Here is a 2,328-nt window from a genome sequence, read left to right on the forward strand (position 1 = left end):
GAGTAATTGCAATTATCATTACCATTATGGTTTTAGAGATTAAGGTGCCCGAGCATGGCGATACTTTAGTTAGTTTAAAACCGCTTATTCCAAAATTTATCAGTTATGTTTTAAGCTTTACTTACGTAGGTATTTACTGGAACAATCACCATCACCTCATGCATGCGGTTAAGAAAGTGAGCGGATCAATGTTATGGGCTAATTTAAACCTGCTTTTCTGGTTATCACTTTTCCCGGTTACGGCAGGATGGATGGGCGAAAACCATTTCACCTTTTGGCCAGTTGTGGCTTATGGCGTAGTATTATTTTTAGCGGCCATTGCTTATTTAATTTTGGTCATCACGATTAAAAAAACAGAAGGTGCACATTCACTGGTAGTTGAAGCAATAGGCAATGATAGCAAAGGAAAAATTTCTTTAGTTTTTTATGCCTTGGGAATAGGCCTCAGCTTCATAAACCCTTGGATTGGCTGTTCCATGTATGTAATTGTTGCAGCCATTTGGTTTATACCCGACACCAGAATTGAACGGGCTATACATCAATCGTTAGAGAATAAAGATTAGTCCACTGTCAAAATACGCATAAATGTTTCTCGTTCAATCATTTCAGCACCTAAACTCATTAAATGATCGTTCGGCAACTGACAGTCAATTAAATCGATATTCATTTTACTTAAAAAAATCAATGCTGCTTTTGAGGCATTGCTTACATGGCTAAACATACTTTCTCCACAAAAAACACGATTTACTTTTAAACCATATAAGCCACCCACCAATTTATCCGCTAGCCAAACCTCTACACTGTGCGCGTAGCCCTGTTGGTGAAGGCTAATGTAAGCCTCTTGCATTTCGTTGGTAATCCAGGTACCATCCTGCCCTTTCCTTTCGGTAGTTGCGCAATTGCGGATCACTTCGGCAAAAGCCTGATTAAAAGTAATCCTGAAAACTTCCTGGTTTAAAATTTTCTGCATGCTTTTACTGATTTTAATTTTATCAGGATAAATCACACAGCGTTTGTGTGGCGAATACCAGAGGATTGGTTCGCCTTCACTAAACCATGGAAAAATCCCATTCGAATAGGCGATTAACAACCGCTCCGTACTTAAATCACCGCCAATGGCCAATAAACCATCCTCTTCTGCCAAGGCTGGGTCTGGAAAGCCCGGATTGTCATCTAGTAGCTGAAAAAACATAGGCAAAAATAAGAAAGAAAACAAAGATTAAACCTTGGCGTTTTAAATATGTCATACTGTAAAACAGTCTATTATGAGCGCAAAAGATAATTTCTTAAAAGTAAAACATCTTTACAACCGGGCAGGCTTCGGGGTTTCTTATGCCGACTTACAAAAATTAAGCAAAAAAAATCTCGATAAAGTGGTCGATAATCTACTTAAAGATTCCCTAAAAAACGATCCCATTAATTTAGTGAACGATTACGAATCGAAACGACAACTTTTGGTTCAGGCGGGTTTATACTCGAAAAAAGACCTGACCGATGAAGAAAAGAAAATGCGCCAGCAGATTGTACGGGAGCAAAACGAAGTAAGCCGCGATCTGAATATTGCCTTCATTACCAAAATGATCAATACCGATGCCCCGTTGAGGGAAAAGATGACGCTTTTTTGGCATGGCCATTTTGCCTGCCGCAGCAATAACCCATTTTTTGCGCAACAATTAAATAACATCCAAAGAACAAATGCCCTGGGCAGCTTTAAAACCTTACTGGTTGAAGTTTCCAAGTCGCCCGCAATGCTGCAATACCTGAATAACCAGCAGAACAGAAAAGGTAAACCAAATGAGAACTTCGCCCGCGAACTCATGGAACTTTTCACCCTGGGAAGAGGAAATTATACCGAGCAGGACATTAAAGAATCTGCCCGCTCATTTACCGGCTGGATGTACGACAAAGATGGCTCGTTTATTTTCAGGCAAAACCTGCACGATCCCGGAACAAAAACCTTTTTCGGTAAAATCGGGAATTTCGAAGGCGAAAACATCATCGATATTATCCTCGAAAAACCAGAAACTGCACAGTTTATCACTCGAAAAGTATATAAGTTTTTCGTAAACGATAACCCGAATGAGGCTCATGTTAAAGAACTTGCCACACATTTTTACAACTCGAAATACGACATCGGCTCGATGATGAAAAAAATGTTTACATCAGATTGGTTTTATAGTCCGGAGAATGTAGGCACAAAAATTAAATCACCCGCTGAATTTTTAGTAGGCTTAAGTCGCGAGTTTTATGTTACCTATAACAAACCACAGGTGTTAATACAGCTACAAAGCAGTTTGGGGCAATATTTATTTAACCCACCTAATGTAG

At 39.4% G+C, this 2,328-nt stretch carries 3 protein-coding genes; 2 read left to right on the forward strand and 1 reads right to left on the reverse strand.

Annotated elements, in window-relative coordinates; translation table 11 throughout:
• Window positions 1–563 (forward strand): TMEM175 family protein (locus AC1DPQ_RS25175; RefSeq protein WP_477611234.1); only part of this gene is annotated, 563 nt, incomplete at its 5' end.
• On the opposite strand, the gene aat is transcribed toward AC1DPQ_RS25175, so the two are convergent.
• Window positions 560–1,192, reverse strand: coding sequence for a leucyl/phenylalanyl-tRNA--protein transferase (gene aat, locus AC1DPQ_RS25180; RefSeq protein WP_477583911.1), 633 nt, complete (start codon window positions 1,190–1,192; stop codon window positions 560–562). The two genes, AC1DPQ_RS25175 and aat, sit on opposite strands and share 4 nt — an antisense overlap.
• Before the next feature lie 73 nt (window positions 1,193–1,265).
• On the opposite strand from aat, the gene AC1DPQ_RS25185 reads away from it, so the two are divergent.
• Window positions 1,266–2,328 (forward strand): DUF1800 domain-containing protein (locus tag AC1DPQ_RS25185; RefSeq protein WP_477611235.1); only part of this gene is annotated, 1,063 nt, incomplete at its 3' end.

It is taken from the genome of Pedobacter sp. 01T416_2 (genome assembly GCF_056398925.1).

Bases quoted from the DNA above. Each gene is read 5' to 3' on its own strand.
- aat (WP_477583911.1), bottom strand. From the start codon at position 1,192: ATGTTTTTTCAGCTACTAGATGACAATCCGGGCTTTCCAGACCCAGCC.